Genomic DNA, 18529 nt, shown 5'->3' with positions numbered 1-18529 from the left:
TTTTTGCAGTTTTTTGAAATAAATCATTTACCGCTAAATTGTCTCTATCGCTTGTCATATCTGCACTGTACACCGATGGTGTTGAGTGGGTCGTCTCAAGCGAGGTGCGCATTCTACATCCTTCTTGATGAAGGTCAACGAAGTTTTTCAAATAAATATCATTTTATTATTAAACAATTGAAATCATTACTCTTTATTTGAAATATTGTTTAGACGATGTTTGATTCTTGTACACCATAAACAAAAAAACCGCTGTGATTACTCACAACGGTTTTTATAATGCAATAAACTAAAAGCTATTAAGCTTTAGTAATTACGTCAACTAACATCCAAGTCTTAGACTTAGAAAGAGGACGACATTCGCGAATAGTCACTACGTCACCTTCGTTACATACGTTAGCTTCATCATGAGCGTGTAGCTTAGTAGTACGTTTGATGAATTTACCATAAATTGGGTGTTTCACTTTACGCTCTACTGCAACAGTAATAGTTTTATCCATTTTGTTGCTTACCACACGACCTTGTACTGTACGAATAGTTTGTTCAGTCATTACGCATCAGCCTTTTGGTTCAGAATGGTTTTAACACGCGCGATGTTACGACGCACTTTTCTTAATGAATCAGTTTTTTCAAGCTGACCAGTAGAATATTGCATACGTAAGTTGAATTGTTCGCGAAGTAAGTTTAATAACTCAGCATTCAATTCTTCAACGCTTTTATCTTTAAGTTCAGTCGCTTTCATTACATCACCGTTCGAGTTACAAAGGTTGTTTTAAATGGCAGTTTTGCCGCAGCCAATGCAAACGCTTCACGTGCTAATTCTTCTGGAACACCTTCCATTTCATATAACACGCGACCCGGTTGAATTTGGCATACCCAGTACTCAACGTTACCTTTACCTTTACCTTGACGCACTTCAAGAGGCTTCTCAGTAATTGGTTTATCAGGGAAAACTCGAATCCAAATTTTACCCTGACGTTTAACGTGACGAGTCATAGCACGACGAGCTGCTTCAATTTGACGAGCAGTCATGCGACCGCGGCCTACAGATTTAAGACCGAATGTACCGAAGCTTACTTTGCTACCAGCAATAGCAAGACCACGGTTACGCCCTTTATGCATCTTACGAAATTTCGTACGCTTTGGTTGTAACATGATTAGCCCTCTCGCTTAGCGTTGCGGCCTTTCTTCTTCGGTGCGGCAGCAGGCTGCTCTTGAGTAAGTGGTAATCCACCTAATACTTCACCTTTGAAGATCCATACTTTAACGCCAATGATACCGTAAGTAGTGTTAGCTTCTGATGTTGCATAATCAATATCAGCACGGAAAGTGTGTAGTGGTACACGACCTTCACGATACCATTCAGAACGTGCAATCTCAGCACCACCTAAACGGCCGCTTACTTCTACTTTGATACCCAGTGCGCCAATACGCATGGCGTTTTGAACTGCGCGCTTCATAGCACGACGGAACATAACACGGCGTTCAAGCTGGCTAGAAATACTATCAGCAACAAGCTGAGCATCTAGCTCGGGTTTACGTACTTCAGCAATGTTGATCTGAGCTGGCACACCGGCTAGCTTAGAAACGTAATTGCGAAGCTTCTCTACATCTTCACCTTTCTTACCGATCACGACACCAGGACGTGCAGTATGAATCGTTACTTTGATGCTCTTTGCAGGGCGTTCAATCACGATTTTAGAAAGTGATGCATTCTTTAATTCTTTCGTCAAATACTGACGTACTTGATGATCATTAAATAAGTTATCAGCATACTCTGCTGTATTAGCGTACCAAGTTGATGTCCATGGCTTGCTGATACCCAGGCGTATACCGTTAGGATGAACCTTCTGTCCCATAATCTACTCCTAGTTATCCGCCACAACCACAGTGATGTGACTGCTACGCTTAAAGATACGATCGGCACGGCCTTTGGCACGTGGACTGATACGCTTCATAGTTGGACCTTCGTCAACGAAGATTTTCGCAACTGTTAACTCGTCGATGTCTGCGCCATCATTGTGCTCTGCGTTGGCAATTGCCGACTCAAGTACTTTTTTAACTAAAACAGCAGCTTTTTTATTGCTGTAAGTTAAAACTTCTAACGCTTTTTCTACGTGTAAACCGCGAATTTGATCTGCTACCAAGCGTGCCTTTTGAGCCGATGTACGAGCAAAACGGTGTTTAGCTAAAGCTTCCATTTTTATCTCCTATTATCGTTTGGCTTTCTTATCAGCGACATGGCCGCGATAAGTACGCGTTGGCGCAAATTCGCCCAACTTGTGGCCGACCATTTCGTCAGTGACGAACACAGGTACATGCTGGCGACCGTTATGGACTGCAATGGTTAACCCAATCATATCTGGGATAATCATAGAACGACGAGACCAAGTCTTAATTGGTTTCTTTTCGCCTTTTTCCACTGCAGCTTCTACCTTCTTCAGCAAGTGTAGGTCAATGAAAGGACCCTTCTTGAGAGAACGTGGCATGGTGAATCCTCGCTGTTATTTATTTCGACGACGTACGATAAGTTTATCGGTACGCTTATTACTTCGGGTCTTCTTACCTTTAGTAGGAACACCCCAAGGGCTTACTGGATGACGGCCACCAGAGGTACGACCTTCACCACCACCGTGTGGGTGATCAACTGGGTTCATGGCAACACCACGAACAGTTGGACGCACACCGCGCCAGCGAGATGCACCCGCTTTACCCAATGAACGAAGCATGTGTTCTGCATTACCAATTTCACCGATAGTTGCACGGCAATCAGCTAATACTTTACGAACTTCACCAGAGCGAAGACGTAATGTTACATATGCTCCATCACGCGCTAACATTTGCGCATAAGCACCAGCAGAACGTGCAATTTGTGCACCTTTACCAGGCTTCATTTCGATGGCATGTACTGTTGAACCTACAGGAATATTACGCATTGGTAATGTATTGCCTGATTTAATAGGAGCATCAGCACCAGATTGAATTGCATCACCTGCTTTCATGCCTTTAGGGGCAAGAATGTAGCGACGCTCACCATCTGCATATAACACTAGTGCGATATTTGCAGAACGGTTTGGATCATATTCTAAACGCTCGACTTTCGCTGGAATACCGTCTTTATTACGTTTGAAGTCAATAACACGATAGTGTTGCTTATGACCACCACCAATATGACGAACAGTAATACGACCGTTGTTGTTACGTCCACCAGACTTGCTGTTCTTCTCTAGAAGAGGTGCGTAAGGCGCGCCTTTGTGCAAATCAGGATTTACAACCTGTACAACGTGACGACGACCGGCAGAAGTTGGCTTAGCTTTTAATAATGGCATTTCTAATCCCCTTTATTATTCGCCTGCACCGACGAAGTCGATGTCTTGACCTTCTTTAAGCACAACATATGCTTTTTTCCAGTCACTGCGTTTACCGAAAGATTGACCGTGACGCTTGGTTTTACCCTTACAGTTCACAGTGCGAACGTTGTTTACTTCAACTTCGAAAAGTTTTTCAACAGCAGCTTTAATTTCTGCTTTGTTCGCGTCTTTCAATACCTTGAATACTACAGTATTGTTGTTTTCAGCAGCCATAGTAGACTTTTCTGAAACGTGAGGTGCTAAAAGCACTTTTAATAAACGTTCTTCGTTCATGCTAGAGCCTCCTCAAGTTGCTTAATAGCATCTGCAGTGATTAACACTTTTTCAAATGCGATAAGGCTAACAGGATCAATACCTTGTACGTCACGAACATCAACTTTGTATAAGTTACGTGAAGCTAAGAACAAGTTCTCATCAACTTCTGGTGTAACAATCAATACATCGTTAAGTTCTAAGCCGTTTAATTTGTTTAATAGTTCTTTAGTTTTTGGTGCTTCAACAGCAAACTTCTCAACTACGATTAAACGTTCTTGACGAACTAATTCAGATAAGATGCTACGGATTGCGCCGCGGTACATCTTCTTGTTAACTTTTTGTTCGAAGTTACGAGGTTTAGCAGCGAATGCACGACCACCACCAACCCAAATTGGGCTGCGGATAGTACCAGCACGAGCACGGCCTGTACCTTTTTGACGCCATGGTTTCTTACCACCACCGCGAACTTCAGAACGAGTTTTTTGTGCTTTAGTACCTTGACGAGCGCCGGCGCCGAATGCAACTACTACTTGGTGTACAAGTGCTTCGTTGAATTCACGTCCGAAAGTCGCATCTGATACTTCAAGAGCGCCTTTAGCGTCTTTCAATGATAATTCCATCAGTTTACTCCTCAGACGTTACGCTTTAACTGCAGGACGAATGATTACGTCACCACCAGTTGCGCCAGGGACAGCACCTTTAATAAGTAAAAGGTTGTTTTCAGCATCTACACGAACAAGTTCTAAAGATAAAGTCGTGATCTGTTTGTTGCCTAATTGGCCAGCCATTTTCTTACCTTTAAATACTTTACCTGGTGATTGGTTTTGACCAATTGAACCAGGCGCTCTGTGAGATAGTGAGTTACCGTGCGTCATACGCTGTGAACTAAAGTTCCAACGTTTGATAGCGCCCTGGAAACCTTTACCTTTAGAGGTACCAACTACATCAACTTTCTTAGTGTCATTGAAGATTTCAACAGTAATGTTACTGCCCACTTCAATACCTTCACCTTCACTTCCGTCAAGGCGGAATTCCCACAAGCCACTACCTGCTTCTACGCCAGCTTTAGCAAAATGACCTGCTTCAGCTTTGTTGACGCGGTTGGCTTTTTTAGAGCCAGCAGTTACTTGTAGTGCACGATAACCGTCGTTCTCTTCAGTACGTAACTGAGTAACGCGGTTTGGGGTCGCTTCGATAACGGTCACAGGAATAGATACACCATCTTCAGTGAAGATACGTGTCATACCTACTTTACGACCGACAAGACCAATCGCCATTGTTATAACCCTCTCTTGTTAGCCTAGGCTGATTTGAACATCAACACCGGCAGCCAAGTCCAATCTCATTAGCGCATCAACTGTTTTATCAGTTGGCTCAATGATATCTACTAGACGCTTATGTGTACGAATTTCATATTGATCTCGCGCGTCTTTGTTGACGTGCGGAGATGTAAGAATTGTATAGCGCTCTTTGCGCGTTGGTAATGGAATAGGTCCAGATACCTGTGCGCCTGTACGTTTCGCAGTTTCAACGATCTCTGCAGTTGATTGATCAATCAACTTATGGTCGAACGCTTTCAAACGAATGCGAATTCTTTGATTTGGCATCGATTAAGCTCCAATCGAAAGAACAAAAAAAATCACCCTTCCGTCCCTATTTTATTTGGGAAGAAAGAATGCGCGTAAACCGATGACCTCTAATTGAGGTCCTGTTCATATGCTGGCCTTGCAATCTACGTTTTACCGTGTTGCGAGCCGCTTTGCTAAAATAATATACCTATCAAAACGACGACCTGCGACCTACCTTATTAGGTAAGTGGGCGCGAATTATACATGTTTGGTGTATGTTTGCAACCCTTTAGTCCCTTTTGCTTGAATTACCCATGCTTATTAGGCAGTTTTAGCTATTTAGACTAACTTTATATATATCAACATCTTTTTATAGCTATCTATGTCTACATACCACGATTCAGTTGCTCTAAGTGAAATTAAAACAACATTAGAAAAGTATCCTACTTTGTTCGATGCTTTTGATCATGTTGAAACCGCTATCCTTGCTTTATTTAATGTTGAGCGCGTCAGTATTTTTCAACGTCGCAGGCAACAACAAGATTTGGTTGCTAAGTTTAAATCAGGACAACACAAAGTCTCCATTACGGTTCCTATTTCACCCGCTTCGATTGCTGGTTATGTGGCATTGTCCCAAACCCCTTTATCCATTTCTGATCCTTATGACCATACTGCCCTGAGCCAAATACATCCTCGTCTACGTTTTGCCGATAAATTCGACAAACAGAATCAATTCAAAACGCGTAATATTTTATGTATCCCTATTATCCAAGCCAATGTCTTACTCGGTGTGCTGCAGTTAATCAACGTGCAGAATGATAGTTTTTCTGAAGCAGATAAAATTACTGCCCTTGCTCTTTCTGATATTTTAGGACAGCAGTTTCGTTATGAATTAGGCGGCACCCAACGTCCATATGATGCTTTATTGCATAGAAACCTCATCAGTGAAATGCAAATGCAACAACTATTAAATGACAAATATATTCAAAAAGATCCCAAAGCGATTACCCAAAAGTTGGTGAGTGAGTTTCGTATCGCCGAACATGATATTGGGCATGCTTTATCTATGTATTATCAAGTGCCGAATATTAGTTATTTACCCGATGTGTATCATATCTTCAATAATGACCATAAACTGAACTTGTCTTATCTAAAAAGAAATCTTGTGGCTATTATCTGTGATGTCAATGACAATCCCATTATCCTTATGGCTGAACCTAACAATGCATCCTTGATCATGGAAGTAGAACATGCACTGGGGCTTGTTGATTATGAAATTGCCTTGGGTTTACCTCAGCATATCTTGCAGTATTTAGGTGAAAATTCTGGTGGTTCTACTCCCGGCGAAATGGATGACATCTTAGATGAAATAGGTACGAATGTTGACGACTTTGATGATAGTACCGATGAAATGTCTGACGATGCGCCCGCCATTGTTAGATTAGTGAGCCGTATTCTCCATGATGCGAAACGAGTCGATGCATCTGATATTCACATTGACCCGGAAAAATCAGGCCCCACTCGAGTCCGAATGCGTGTCGATGGCGTGTGTCGAGATATCAACCAGGTCCCAGCCTCACATCATAATGCCGTCATTGCACGGATTAAAATTATGGCAAACCTAAATATTGCTGAGAAGCGTATTCCACAAGACGGTAAACTCGCTTTTAAAATGTCCGGCCAATTAGTAGAAGTTCGTGTCGCAACGATTCCCACTGTTGCTGGTGAAGGTGTCGTTATGCGGATATTGGCCACAGGTGGTGCAATGCCTATTGAAAAGATGAATTTACATCCTCGAAATATGGCGACTCTCAAAGAGATGATCAAAAAACCACATGGTATCCTGTTGGTAGTAGGACCTACAGGTTCTGGCAAAACAACAACATTACATGCCATATTAGGCTATCTCAATACACCTGACAAAAAAATATGGACCGCAGAAGATCCTGTAGAAATTACCCAACCAGGTTTACAACAAGTACAAGTGAACCCCAAAATTGATTTTACTTTTGCCAATGCGTTACGGGCTTTTTTGCGCGCAGATCCCGATATCATTTTAATCGGGGAAATGCGTGACAAAGAAACAGCCCACGCAGGCATAGAAGCTTCGTTGACCGGCCATCTTGTCCTTTCTACACTGCATACTAATTCTGCACCAGAAACTATCACTCGCTTACTCGATTTAGGTTTAGAACCTGTGAACTTTTCTGATGCCTGTGTGGGGATCTTAGCGCAACGTTTGATTCGTACCTTATGTTCACACTGTAAAACCCCCTACCCCGCCTCGGATAAAGATAAAGCATTTATTACACGGCAGTATGGAGTAGAGCATATTCATGAACTTGAGCTCCCAGATGAATTGATACTGCATCGTGCTGAAGGTTGTGAGCAATGTGGACATACCGGCTACAAAGGGCGCACAGGGGTTCACGAGTTGTTAAGTATGACTTTACCTTTGCGGGGTTTGGTCTATAAACAAGCAGCGGTAAATGAACTAGCAGCTCAAGCTACAAAAGATGGCATGCGCACACTTATTCAAGATGGTATTTACAAGGTGATCCAAGGTGATACGGATATCACTCAGGTACAAATTCTTGGTGGAGTTGAATAAAACACTCAAAATATTTATCGACGTTATTAGTAGGATAATCCTGAGCGTCAAAGCGGTAAGACCAAGCCTGCATACCGGCATTATTGGCAGCTTGGATATCATAAATGTAGTCGCCTACATACGCGATATCCGCAGGTGTCATGCCCCACTCCTGTGCAATCATAAGTAGTGCAGTGGGATCAGGTTTAGCAGGAGCATCTTCGCGAGTTACGATGGTTTTGATAGGAATATTGTTGTTATTCACTTTAACACTCGTCGCAGCTCGACAGTTTCTAGTAACGATGGCCATTGGGACTTCTTGTTGATACAACTCCATAACAAAGCGTTGTGCTCCCTCTATCCACTTCGCACAATAAGCATCTTGGATTTCATGCTCTAATACGACTTGTTCCGCATGATAGCGCTGAGATTCATGTTCTAAATCATCGATATAAGTCAATATATCTTGTTCTTCGGGACAACCAATTGCGTCACGAATCTCCGCAAAGTTCAGATCTGACTCCACGAGTGTGCCATCAAGATCGAAGATAAACGCTCTGGGTTGATAAGTAACCATATGCCTGTGTTTTCGCCTTTAATTTTGGAGTCTTTTATAAGTACACATTTATACAACAAGTTATCGACTTTGGCGCATAAAGGAAAAAACTTTACTCAAACAGTGTTCGTACTGATAAGTGTACTAACACTGTATTTTAGGTATATGCGCCCAGTTCGTTGTGAACTGGGGAGAGAGATATTGACGTCGCATAGACCACTTAGGAGTAATACCTTTAGCTGCTAAACCAAGTGTCTGGGAACCATATCGACGATTAATGCTATCCATACATGTCATTAAATTAGGTTTATCAGGTACCGCTGCAAAAAAGTCTTCTTGAACAAATTCATTTTGTACCAACTCAATTGCACCTACCCCTGATTTATGAAAAATGACGCCTAACTGGTAGATGTTAGGTAAGGCTTGAGTGACTGCGGCAACTAACTGTGTGGTGTCTGCTGTGGGGACAGGGAAACGATGCAAAATTGACTTTTTGTAGTAATGATCTTTAGCAAAAGGATTCGACTGCGCAAAAATATGCAGGGCTTTAATCGCACTACCCTGTGCTCGAGCTTTGGCCCCGACTTTTTCTGCATGCAAGCATAAGGATTGTCTTAAACTCACCATATCAGTAACCTTTTCACCAAATGCTCGAGTCGAGAATATTTGTTGTTTGGCATCGCGCACCGCATCCCAATGCAAACAAGGTTCACCATTCAATTCTCTCACTGTACGCTCTATCTCGACCGAGAACTGTTTACGCATCGCCTTAGGACTGGCGCAAGCAAGTTGCCAAGCGTTATGGATCCCCATCATTTGTAAGCGTTTATTAATGCGACGACCAATGCCCCAGACATCTTCAGGGTGCATTTGTTTTAATGTCTGTTCAATCTTCACCGGAGTATCTAACACCGCAATATTACGCTGAAACCCTGCAATTTTTTTCCCTGCATAACTAGCTACTTTAGCCAGGGTTGGCGTCGGGCCTATGCCGACACCAACGGGTAATCGAAGTTGTTGCCATACTGATGTCCGGATTTTTCGGCCATGGTCTTCCCAACTACCTTCTGGTTTTTGTTGTGCAAAATACAAGAAACATTCGTCAATAGAATAAACATGCTGTTCGGGGGCAAAGGTACTAATCACATCCATCATTTTGCTTGAGAGATCATCATACAATTCATAATTTGACGAACGGATCACACAACCAAACTTAGCAAGTTGATCCTTGACTTCATGGTAGGGGCCGAACTTCTTTACACCTGTTTTTTTTGCCAATTTGCACATTGCACAAATACAGCCGTCGTTATTGGTAAGCACCACCACTGGCTTACGTCGAATACTGGGGTCGAACACCTTTTCAGCAGATGCATAAAAACTATTGGCATCAACTAATGCATACATTAGCCAACGTCCGCTAAATGCTGGTTCACTTTACGTGAAGTGCGGTGCATGCGAATCGAACGTACCACTATACCTTCTTCATCGAACACATCTCCTTGACCCAACGCATAAGGATCGTGAAACTCTGCTGCGGATAAAAGCACCATAGCTTTGCGGTCAAACAATTTGCACACAAAAACACCATTTAAATTTGCCACAATGATATCTAAAGTCGATTTTTGCGCAGCCCGATCAACGATCAATAAATCGTTGTCATAAATACCATACCCTGTCATTGAGTCACCTTTGGCCTGTCCGATAAATGTGGCAGATGGATGCTCAATTAACAGATCATCTAAATCCAATCCTAATTGTTTGTACTCCGCTGCTGGAGACTCAAAGCCCGCGATACCGGCCTGCGCAGCCAAGGGAATTACTTGTAGCATAACGCCTCCAAATACTGTTTTTTTATACAGTATATTATCAGTAAGGTTTTGTAAATATTTACTGTTGATTTATACAGTGCATAACGTATACTTAGAAGTACATGCTAAACAGGAGTCAAATATGGCTGTTATTACACAATATGTCGTGCAACATAAAGGGGTCGATAAACTCGTGACTACCGATAAAAAAGAAGCCGATCAGTATGATAAAATGCTCAGTATTGCTGATAATCTAGCAATGTATATAGAAGCAAAAGGTATCACTTTAGACGATAACGTAGCTGAAGAGTTAAGTATCTTAATTGCCAAACAAAAAGATAGCGTACAGAAAATTTTCCGAGGTACTTCTGCGGAGAATTTATTAGAGGAAGAAAGTGCTGAAATCGTCAGTATTGATGCTAAAGCCGAGTAATCCTAAAGTGCTAGATAAGTAAATTTGCACTCTATCGTCCCACTACCATACTTTAAGTAGAATGTGGGACATGTTGTACTCACATAAGGATGTGGAGTACAAATGGTATTTACGCAAATTTTAGAAAAAACCTTAGCCTTTGAAGGTGGTTGGAGTAACCATCCACACGACAAAGGAGGTGCCACCCAATATGGGGTAACCCAAAGTACACTCGACGCTTATCTGGCGCAAGAACATCAAAGTGGTTCTAACACTGACGAAAATTTCCCACAACATGTCAGTGAACTAACTGAAGAAAATGCCGCGCATATTTACAAAGAAATCTTCTTTAATAAACCACAAATTGCTTTGCTACCTGATGCTCTACAACCTGTCATTTTTGATATGGCTGTCAATCATGGGGCCAAACGGGCAATAAAAATCCTACAACATGTTTTGAACGCCAGTAACCTCGTTAGTATTGAAGCTGATGGTATTTGTGGGCCCACTACCGCAAGAGCTGCACATAGGTGTTATCACAACATAGGGATCTTACTCGTCGATGCAATATGTGACGAAAGAATCCACTTTTATCAACGAATTATTGCACATGATCACACTCAACAAGTCTTTCAACGTGGCTGGCAACGCAGAGCTAACGCCTTTAGATTAACTCAAGGAAACCCATATGAAGTGGCTAGCTAATTTACCATCTATGAATGACCTGATTACCAATATTGGCGAGCAAGTGGACCAAATATTTACCTCCGATGAAGAAAGAGGAGAAGTAGAGACTGCACAGATGCGGATTAAACTACAAAGCTTGTTAGCGGAACTAAAAGAGCAGCATATGCAACTCCAAATCAACCTCCAACAAGCATCTCATGTGAGTATATTTGTTGCTGGCGCACGCCCAGCTATTATTTGGATAGGGGCATTGGGGCTGGCTTATGAGGCACTGGTCCAACCTATTGGTAGCTGGCTAATCATGCGCACTGTAGATTTAGAAAACATAATGGGAGCTGCAGCGCTGAAAACAGCGACAGCCGAACAAATCCAAACCGTCATGCAATATTATCAATTGCCCAATATGAACACAGAACTTTTCATGCCCATCATATTAGGTGTATTAGGGATTGGTGGCTTTAGGACTTGGGAAAAAATTCGGGGTAAAAGCCGAGATAATCTCCACCCTATTGCTAATGAGTATGCACAATTGAGCCAAACAATGCTGATAAAATATCAGACGGAAAAGCAAAAAAATACAGAGTTACTCACGAAAAATCCTAGCCTGGAACAATATAGACACGCACAACAAAATGGGACATTTGTCCCGCGTTATCTCAACGAATAAATCGAACACAAATACAAAACGTTGCATAGTCTCGAAATATTTAGTGAGGTTTACTGAAGTACGATAAAGAAAACCTTTGTACCTTGCGCAATATAGCTTAGCCCTTTACCATAGTTAACAATGTTGATTACAACTCATTGATAATAAAAAAGGATTAACGACATGCGCTACTTACATACGATGGTTAGAGTAAAAGATCTTGATGCTTCCCTGGCGTTTTATTGTGATTTGCTTGGCTTGGTAGAAGTGAATCGCTTCGACCATGAAAAAGGTCGTTTTACGCTTGTTTTCTTGGCTGCACCTGATGATGCAGAGCAAGCAAAAACAACCAACGCACCTTGTGTTGAACTGACCTATAACTGGGATCCAGAAACATATACTGGTGGCAGAAACTTTGGACATTTGGCGTACCGTGTAGATGACATCTATGCAACTTGTCAAAAACTTATGGATGGTGGTGTAACTATTAATCGTCCACCTCGAGATGGGCACATGGCATTTGTTCGTTCTCCAGATGGGATCTCCATTGAATTACTCCAAGAAGGTGAGCATCTTGCGCCTGCAGAACCTTGGGCAAGTATGCCTAATACAGGAGAGTGGTGAGCCTTTTAGTGCTGACACCTAAATCAGATAGTATGCGTTATCTTTAACCGAAAGCCATACCTATGTCTGGCTTTATTGTCTTATGAAAATAAGTACACAGGTTGTATAATTAATGACTCCTGCATTAAACATCTTAAAAAAAGCAAAAATACCACATGAAGTGTTGAGTTATAAACACACTCCTAATGCCCCTGCGTATGGGTTAGAAGCTGCAGAAAAATTACAACTTCCACCAGAGCAGGTTTTCAAGACACTGATACTAAACTGTGATGCGCAGTTAGTAGTAGCTATCATACCTGTAGACCACCAAGTTTCACTTAAAGCTTTAGCCAAACATTGTGGAGTAAAAAAAGCTGAAATGGCGGAACCGATGTTAGTGACGAAAAAAACAGGCTATATTTTAGGCGGAGTCAGTCCGCTAGGACAAAAAGTATCGTTGCAAACCGTTTTAGATAACAGTGCCGCTTCCTTAGCTAAAATCTACGTGAGTGCTGGTAAAAGAGGCTTAGAAATAGGTCTAGCACCTACTGATTTACAACACCTTACTCAAGCAACTTTTGCAAATATTGGGATCCCTAGATATGGATAAACTAGCAGCAATAAACATTCAAAATTGTCATTTTGCTTATGCGCCAGACAAACCCATTTTACAGATCCCTTCTTTTGTCATTGCACCAGGAACAACGGTCTTTCTCAGAGGACCTTCAGGTAGTGGCAAGAGTACGTTATTACAATTATGTACCGGTATGCTGCTGCCACAAAGTGGACAAATTCACGTATTAGGAGAATCTATTAGCACATTATCTGCAAGTGCTAGAGATCGATTTCGCGCAGCCAACATCGGTGTCGTATTGCAACAATTCAATTTAATCGACTACTTATCCGTTTATGACAATATCAAATTAGCCCAACATTTTACACATCAAGATCCGCCAACCCAGCACACAGCCTATCTCGATGAATTATTACAGGCACTGCGTTTATCACCAGAGATACAACAACAAAAAGCGAACGCTTTGAGTGTTGGACAACAGCAACGTGTCGCTATTTTACGAGCCTTAATTAATCGCCCCAAATTATTAATTGTAGATGAACCGACGTCTGCTCTAGACGAAGCCGCTAAAACGAGTTTTATGGAAACGTTATTTACATTACAACGCATGACCTGCTGTACTTTGTTATTTGTCAGCCATGATATGAGACTCACTAAAGGGTTTGACCGAGTGGTCGATCTAGCCGATATCGATGATATCTCGACGGCTGCAGTATCAACTGCAGATACAGGACTGAATGAGTGGCCAAATACGTCAATAAAAGGAGTCCAGTAATGCTCATAAAAGTGGCTGTAGAAAGTCTGAAAAATCGACGCTCATCGGTTTTGCTGACTATATTTGCGCTGACGATAAGTATTAGTTTATTACTCACTGTTGAGCATATTCGCCACCAAGCAAAAGCGAGCTTTACGCGAACTGTATCTGGTGTAGATTTGATTGTAGGGCCACGGACAGGTGCTTTGAACCTACTGTTATTTTCTGTTTATCACAAAGGTAGTATTGGGTCGAGTATGGCGTACAATACTCGCTCTTTACTCTCGCAAAATAAGCATGTGGAATGGACCATTCCGGTCAGCCTTGGTGATACCCATCGTGGTTTTAGCGTACTGGGAACCACCAATGATTTTTTTCAACATTTTCAATATGGTTTGAATCAACCACTCCAAATCATCCAAGGGCGTTCTTTTGCGGCTAGTAATGAAGCAGTATTGGGCGCAACCGTGGCTAAAAAATTAGGTTATACCTTGCTAGACGGCATTATTTTAGCGCATGGACTTGGTTCCGTTAGTTTTAAACAACATACAGATTTTCCGTTGAAAGTTGTGGGTATCCTAGCCGCCACCGGTACACCAGTTGATGAAACGGTCCATATTCCACTGCAAGGACTGGCAGCTGCACATGGGACAGAAAAACACACACAACAATCAGGTTTTACACCGAAAATAGCACTCACCCAAAGCGCCATGCGTAAAGCCACAACTAGGCACGCTGATGCAGACCACCGGCCAGCTCATCAACATGAGACTCCGCACAAACATGGAGATAAACATGCGCACAATCATACAGGTCACCATAACTCAGCTGAACATCGATTCACTTCGCTAGCACCGGATCCCCAACATCCACTGGATGAAATCTCAGCGACAGAACCCATATCAGCGATTCATGTGGGTTTGACCAACCCAATTGCAGTATTATCTTTACAACAAAAAATTAATCAAAATAAAGATATCCCACTGTCTGCAATATTACCTGGGATTGTTTTAAATGAATTATGGCAATTAGTTAGCTTTATCGAAAAGTTGCTGCTTGGTATCGCATGGTTGATTGTAGTTGCATCGTGTATCGGTTTAGCCACTATGTTATTAGCATCGATGCGTGAAAGAACACGAGAAATTGCTATTTTAAGGACGATTGGCGCTGCGCCCAAAACTATTTTTTTACTCTTACAAATAGAAGCTTTAGGTATCGTCATAACGGCAATACTGATCAGTATATTCAGTGTCACTGGTGTGCTTTTTTTCCTTCAAAGTTGGCTCGCAAGTACATTAGGTCTATATTTAACACTTAACCTGTTTACATTATCCACAAGTGTGATTTTACTCGGGATTTTAGCCGTTACTTGTATTTGTAGCCTGATTCCTGCTATAAAAGGCTATCAAAATGCTTTAACAAATCGTTTGTAAGCAATCGTCTGACACAACCCAAAAGAGTGATAATAATAACAATGAAAAATACGTCAAATCCTTACCAAAAAGTCTTTCAACGGACTTTATTAAGTACAACATTAATTCTGGCACTTGCTAATACTGTGCAAGCGCATGCCAGTCCCGCAAATATAACCCCAACACAACAATGGCAATTAGCTGAACCAATCAGTGCGCCAGAATTACAAAACGAAACATTATTTGCTGTGGATGTCACGACGGTTAAACAACAAATTCAACAACAAAAACAAGTCACAGTGGTCACTCCAAATGGCACTTTGGAAACCTTTAATCTACGTCCTTCCAAAGTATTACCACCAGGTTTAGCGTCACGTTATCCACAAATCCAATCTTTTATTGGTACCAATGTACAAAATCCGCACCTTACCGGTCGCTTTGATCTGAGTCCGAATGGTTTTAGAGCGATGTTTAGTCATCCAAGTGCAACGGGTATGCACAAAGTATATATTGACCCAGCCCAAGCCAATCTTTATAAATCATATACGGTGACTCCTACTGAATTAGCGAAAGCCCGAGCTGCATTTACCAAACATGCCCCCAAAGTGCGTGATTTAAGTCATGGTATGGACGGTATTTTGGGTACTAAAGAAAAGAAACGATTTGTGCGGGCAGCAAGAAATAATGATGTGAAATACACCTATCGTTTGGCCATGTCTGCCGCAGCTGAGTACTCTGAACAACATTATGATACTACTGCAAATCTCAGTGATGCAGAAAAAAAATCGTCAGTCATGGCTGAAATCGTCAGTATGGTTAACCGACTTAATGAAGTATTCACTGTAGAGCTTGGCGTTGATTTTCAATTGGTTGAAAATAACGATAATGTCATCTTTTTGGATGCGTCGTCAGATCCTTTTGCGAATGACTCTGATGACGGTAGTTTAAATCAAAATGTCTTGGACGCTGAATTTGGTGTAAATGGCTACGACATAGGGCATATCGTAAACGCCGATGGTGGAGGTTTAGCTGTATTAGGTGCGTTGTGCTCACCTGGATTCAAAGCAGATGGTGTTACTGGAAGTAACCAAGCTACCGGTGATGCATTTTGGATAGATTTTGTCGCCCATGAATTAGGCCACCAATTTGGTGCTAACCATACCTTTGACGGCGCAGTCTCCTCATGCGAAAGTAATCGAGAGGACACGGCTGCATTTGAGCCAGGTGCCGGAACTACCATCATGAGTTATGCAGGTCTTTGTGGTGAAGTAAATGTAACGAACCAAGTTCATGACAACTACCACCATCACTCACTCAAAGAAATCAATGAGCGAATTACCGAGATTGAAGATGGTTTCTTCACGATTGCGAACTGTGGAACCGCAACGGCCAATACAAATAACTTCCCAGTAGTTGAAGCAGGTGCTGATTATACTATTCCTGCGCAGACATATTTTCGATTAACAGGCAGTGCTACTGATACCGATGGCGATGCGTTGACTTATAGTTGGGAACAAGCTGATAGACGCAATGTTGGTGCACAGAGCCGAGCAGAAGCAGAAACAGATAACGGTACTGGCCCATTATTTAGAGCTTATGCTCCGCGCTCTACTCCTGAACGTTATTTCCCTAGCCTGAACTTTACTCGAACAGGTAATTTAAGCTCCGGATTTACATTCACCGGAGAAACCTTACCGGCAACAAATCGTGAGTTGAATTTTGTGTTGATCGCACGTGATGGCCAAGGCGGTGTTGGTCAAGATAGTATGCAAGTAACGGTAGTTGATACTGGGGCTGCATTCACCTTACTCAGCCCCCAAGCCAATGATAGTTTTACCCAGAACCCAATTACGGTGAGTTGGGATGTTGCACAAACCAACCTTGCTCCAATCAATTGTAACAGCGTGGATGTGGTATTATCGACTAACAGCGGAATTAACTTTGATCGGACACTAGCAAGCGGTTTACCGAATACAGGTTCAGCCCAAGTTAACCTGCCAGCATCTGAGACACAGCAGCGTTTTAATATTATGCAAGTACGTTGTTCAGATAATGTATTTTATGCAACTCATACTGGTGTGTTCTCGAGCCAAATCGAAGGTGAAACACTAACAGTGACGGGCCAAAGTTTACTTGCTACGGCTGAAGAAACTCCTCTGACATTAAATTTAAGCGACTTTACTACGAATCTAGCTGCAACTACCCTTACCGTATTAGCTGGCTCGAACTATACGTTTACTGGCAATACAATTACTCCTGCAACTGATTTTACTGGTACATTAGACGTCAACGTACAGATTAGTGGTAATGGCGAAATTGCACCGGATTTTGCTGCCAACGTTTCGGTAACTAATGTAAACGATGCGCCAGTAGCCAATGATGATACTTTTACCGTTATTGTGGACTCTACAGATTCGTTATTAACCGTCCTAGAAAACGACATAGATGTCGATGCTGATACCTTGACGATTACTGCAGCGACCAGCGATGGTGGTGGTTCAGTCAATATTATCAGCCCAGGGATTGAATATACTCCTGCTCTTGGTTTTATTGGCACTGAAACCGTTTCATATACCATAACAGACGGTACATTAACGAGCAGCGCAGAGGCTGTAGTAACAGTTGAAGCCGCACCAGTACAGCTTTTAGTAACTGGACAGGGCGATATTAGCGGTGTTGAGGACACATCTATCACAATTTCTGCTGAGCAGTTTACAACAAGCCTTGATGTGGACAGTTTCGTCATCCAACCAGGTACTAACTACACGGTTGCCGGCAACACGATAACACCTGCGGACAATTTCAACGGTACTCTGGTGGTAGATATTGTATTTACTTCTGGAACAACAGTGAGTGACCCATTCCCAGCAGTAGTCACCGTAACATTGGTAAATGATCCGCCTACGGCAGTCAACGATACAGCCAATGTAAATCAGGATTCATCAAATAATAATATTACCGTGCTAGGCAATGATAGTGATATCGATACCGCTGACTTAATTATTACGGATGTGAGTACCTCAGGGAGTGGTAGTGTCACTATTAATGGTAATTTCTTATCATATACACCAGCAGCAGGGTTCAGTGGTACAGAGACTTTAACGTATACGATTTCTGATATGGATAATACCGCTACTGCCACAGTACGTGTCAATGTAGTTGCGACACCCAGTACGCCTCCCAGCAATGGAGGCTCATCTGGTGGTTCTGGTGGCTCTATGTCATGGTTTGGCTTGATTGCTTTACTATTAGTTATCAGTAGACGTATAACAACTAACAAATAAAAACATTTA

General features: G+C 42.1%; 23 protein-coding genes. 9 read left to right on the top strand and 14 right to left on the bottom strand.

Annotated elements, in window-relative coordinates; all coding sequences use genetic code 11:
• Positions 1 to 299: 299 nt before the first annotated feature.
• The 11 genes from rpsQ to rpsJ are packed head-to-tail and all read right to left on the bottom strand — an operon-like array spanning position 300 to position 5233.
• A complete protein-coding gene (gene rpsQ / locus NLF92_RS05855) occupies positions 300 to 551 on the bottom strand; it encodes a 30S ribosomal protein S17 (protein ID WP_254099766.1) in 252 nt (83 codons plus the stop codon).
• Positions 551 to 742, bottom strand: coding sequence for a 50S ribosomal protein L29 (gene rpmC, locus NLF92_RS05850; RefSeq protein ID WP_254099764.1), 192 nt, complete (start codon positions 740 to 742; stop codon positions 551 to 553). Before rpmC ends, rpsQ begins: the two co-directional genes overlap by 1 nt.
• Positions 742 to 1155 (bottom strand): 50S ribosomal protein L16, encoded by a 414-nt coding sequence (rplP, locus tag NLF92_RS05845; RefSeq protein WP_254099762.1) that lies wholly within the window; start codon positions 1153 to 1155, stop codon positions 742 to 744. Before rplP ends, rpmC begins: the two co-directional genes overlap by 1 nt.
• A 2-nt stretch (positions 1156 to 1157) precedes the next feature.
• Complete coding sequence (rpsC, locus tag NLF92_RS05840) at positions 1158 to 1859, bottom strand: 30S ribosomal protein S3 (RefSeq protein ID WP_254099760.1); 702 nt, start codon at positions 1857 to 1859, stop codon at positions 1158 to 1160.
• A 9-nt stretch (positions 1860 to 1868) separates the two neighbouring features.
• The gene (gene rplV / locus NLF92_RS05835) at positions 1869 to 2201 is read right to left on the bottom strand and encodes a 50S ribosomal protein L22 (RefSeq protein ID WP_254099758.1); all 333 of its coding nucleotides are present in this window, start codon (positions 2199 to 2201) and stop codon (positions 1869 to 1871) included.
• A 12-nt stretch (positions 2202 to 2213) separates the two neighbouring features.
• Positions 2214 to 2489 carry a 30S ribosomal protein S19 gene (gene rpsS / locus NLF92_RS05830; protein ID WP_254099756.1) on the bottom strand — a complete coding sequence of 92 codons (276 nt, stop codon included), beginning with the start codon at positions 2487 to 2489 and terminating at the stop codon, positions 2214 to 2216.
• A 15-nt stretch (positions 2490 to 2504) separates the two neighbouring features.
• Positions 2505 to 3329 (bottom strand): 50S ribosomal protein L2, encoded by an 825-nt coding sequence (gene rplB / locus NLF92_RS05825; RefSeq protein WP_254099754.1) that lies wholly within the window; start codon positions 3327 to 3329, stop codon positions 2505 to 2507.
• 15 nt (positions 3330 to 3344) lie between these two features.
• A complete protein-coding gene (gene rplW / locus NLF92_RS05820; protein WP_254099752.1) occupies positions 3345 to 3644 on the bottom strand; it encodes a 50S ribosomal protein L23 in 300 nt (99 codons plus the stop codon).
• Positions 3641 to 4246 (bottom strand): 50S ribosomal protein L4, encoded by a 606-nt coding sequence (gene rplD, locus NLF92_RS05815; protein WP_254099750.1) that lies wholly within the window; start codon positions 4244 to 4246, stop codon positions 3641 to 3643. Before rplD ends, rplW begins: the two co-directional genes overlap by 4 nt.
• An 18-nt stretch (positions 4247 to 4264) precedes the next feature.
• Positions 4265 to 4903, bottom strand: a complete 639-nt coding sequence (rplC, locus tag NLF92_RS05810; RefSeq protein WP_254099748.1) for a 50S ribosomal protein L3 — start codon at positions 4901 to 4903, stop codon at positions 4265 to 4267.
• A gap of 18 nt (positions 4904 to 4921) precedes the next feature.
• Complete coding sequence (gene rpsJ, locus NLF92_RS05805; protein WP_006992667.1) at positions 4922 to 5233, bottom strand: 30S ribosomal protein S10; 312 nt, start codon at positions 5231 to 5233, stop codon at positions 4922 to 4924.
• Between the two features lie 343 nt (positions 5234 to 5576).
• Here rpsJ and NLF92_RS05800 point away from each other — a divergent pair, with 343 nt between their 5' ends.
• Positions 5577 to 7805 (top strand): GspE/PulE family protein, encoded by a 2229-nt coding sequence (locus NLF92_RS05800; RefSeq protein WP_254099746.1) that lies wholly within the window; start codon positions 5577 to 5579, stop codon positions 7803 to 7805.
• Here the strand turns inward: NLF92_RS05800 and NLF92_RS05795 are convergent.
• The 3 genes from NLF92_RS05795 to NLF92_RS05785 all read right to left on the bottom strand — a co-directional run bounded on the left by NLF92_RS05795 (position 7771) and on the right by NLF92_RS05785 (position 10169).
• Positions 7771 to 8361: an HAD family hydrolase gene (locus NLF92_RS05795; protein WP_254099744.1), complete on the bottom strand. Its 591-nt coding sequence runs from the start codon at positions 8359 to 8361 to the stop codon at positions 7771 to 7773. The genes NLF92_RS05800 and NLF92_RS05795 overlap by 35 nt on opposite strands.
• Positions 8362 to 8484: 123 nt before the next feature.
• Entirely contained in the window at positions 8485 to 9744 is a 1260-nt protein-coding gene (locus NLF92_RS05790) for a Y-family DNA polymerase (RefSeq protein WP_254099742.1), read from the bottom strand.
• Positions 9744 to 10169 (bottom strand): S24 family peptidase, encoded by a 426-nt coding sequence (locus NLF92_RS05785; RefSeq protein ID WP_254099741.1) that lies wholly within the window; start codon positions 10167 to 10169, stop codon positions 9744 to 9746. The genes NLF92_RS05790 and NLF92_RS05785 overlap by 1 nt, the downstream gene beginning before the upstream one ends.
• A 121-nt stretch (positions 10170 to 10290) precedes the next feature.
• Between NLF92_RS05785 and NLF92_RS05780 the strand changes: the two genes are divergently transcribed.
• The 8 genes from NLF92_RS05780 to NLF92_RS05745 all read left to right on the top strand — a co-directional run bounded on the left by NLF92_RS05780 (position 10291) and on the right by NLF92_RS05745 (position 18520).
• The gene (locus NLF92_RS05780; protein ID WP_254099740.1) at positions 10291 to 10581 is read left to right on the top strand and encodes a YebG family protein; all 291 of its coding nucleotides are present in this window, start codon (positions 10291 to 10293) and stop codon (positions 10579 to 10581) included.
• Between the two features lie 102 nt (positions 10582 to 10683).
• Positions 10684 to 11265, top strand: a complete 582-nt coding sequence (locus tag NLF92_RS05775) for a glycoside hydrolase family 108 protein (RefSeq protein WP_254099739.1) — start codon at positions 10684 to 10686, stop codon at positions 11263 to 11265.
• Positions 11249 to 11914: a 3TM-type holin gene (locus tag NLF92_RS05770; RefSeq protein WP_254099738.1), complete on the top strand. Its 666-nt coding sequence runs from the start codon at positions 11249 to 11251 to the stop codon at positions 11912 to 11914. The genes NLF92_RS05775 and NLF92_RS05770 overlap by 17 nt, the downstream gene beginning before the upstream one ends.
• Positions 11915 to 12076: 162 nt before the next feature.
• Complete coding sequence (locus tag NLF92_RS05765) at positions 12077 to 12517, top strand: VOC family protein (RefSeq protein WP_254099737.1); 441 nt, start codon at positions 12077 to 12079, stop codon at positions 12515 to 12517.
• Between the two features lie 112 nt (positions 12518 to 12629).
• Positions 12630 to 13106 carry a Cys-tRNA(Pro) deacylase gene (gene ybaK, locus NLF92_RS05760; protein ID WP_254099735.1) on the top strand — a complete coding sequence of 159 codons (477 nt, stop codon included), beginning with the start codon at positions 12630 to 12632 and terminating at the stop codon, positions 13104 to 13106.
• A complete protein-coding gene (locus NLF92_RS05755; protein WP_254099733.1) occupies positions 13099 to 13845 on the top strand; it encodes an ABC transporter ATP-binding protein in 747 nt (248 codons plus the stop codon). The genes ybaK and NLF92_RS05755 overlap by 8 nt, the downstream gene beginning before the upstream one ends.
• A complete protein-coding gene (locus NLF92_RS05750) occupies positions 13845 to 15257 on the top strand; it encodes an FtsX-like permease family protein (RefSeq protein ID WP_254099731.1) in 1413 nt (470 codons plus the stop codon). Before NLF92_RS05755 ends, NLF92_RS05750 begins: the two co-directional genes overlap by 1 nt.
• Positions 15258 to 15298: 41 nt before the next feature.
• On the top strand, positions 15299 to 18520 hold the full coding sequence (locus NLF92_RS05745; RefSeq protein ID WP_254099729.1) for a tandem-95 repeat protein: 3222 nt from the start codon (positions 15299 to 15301) through the stop codon (positions 18518 to 18520).
• Positions 18521 to 18529: the final 9 nt, after the last annotated feature.

It is taken from the genome of Opacimonas viscosa (assembly GCF_024199005.1).
GTDB lineage: Bacteria > Pseudomonadota > Gammaproteobacteria > Enterobacterales > Alteromonadaceae > Opacimonas > Opacimonas viscosa.
Note: the sequence above shows the minus strand (reverse complement) of the source record. Positions and strands in the feature narration are given on the sequence as shown.